Origin of the sequence: Pseudomonas sp. SMV71, assembly GCF_052042015.1 — a bacterium.
Lineage (GTDB): Bacteria > Pseudomonadota > Gammaproteobacteria > Pseudomonadales > Pseudomonadaceae > Aquipseudomonas.
The window spans coordinates 1-220 of record NZ_JBKGGU010000086.1 but is presented as its reverse complement, the minus strand read 5'-3'; the positions used below and the strand labels follow the sequence as shown (position 1 = coordinate 220).

Annotated in this window: 1 pseudogene; it reads left to right on the top strand. The window is 65.0% G+C overall.

Annotation, left to right across the window (positions count from 1 at the left end):
• Positions 1–220 (top strand): annotated as a pseudogene (locus tag ACLEJQ_RS25900) (carbon starvation protein A); the annotation flags it as partial.

Sequence of the window (220 nt, the reverse complement as noted above, 5' to 3'; positions counted from 1 at the left end):
AGTGCTGATCAAGATGAAGCGCCAGCGCTACGTCTGGGTCACGCTGCTGCCGGCGTCCTGGCTGCTGATCTGCACCACCACGGCGGGCCTGATCAAGCTGTTCGACGCCAACCCGGCGATCGGCTTTCTGGCCCTGGCGCGCAAATACAACGAAGCGCTGGCCGCAGGGCAAGTCCTGGCCCCGGCCAAGAGCGTCGAGCAGATGCAGCACGTGGTGTTC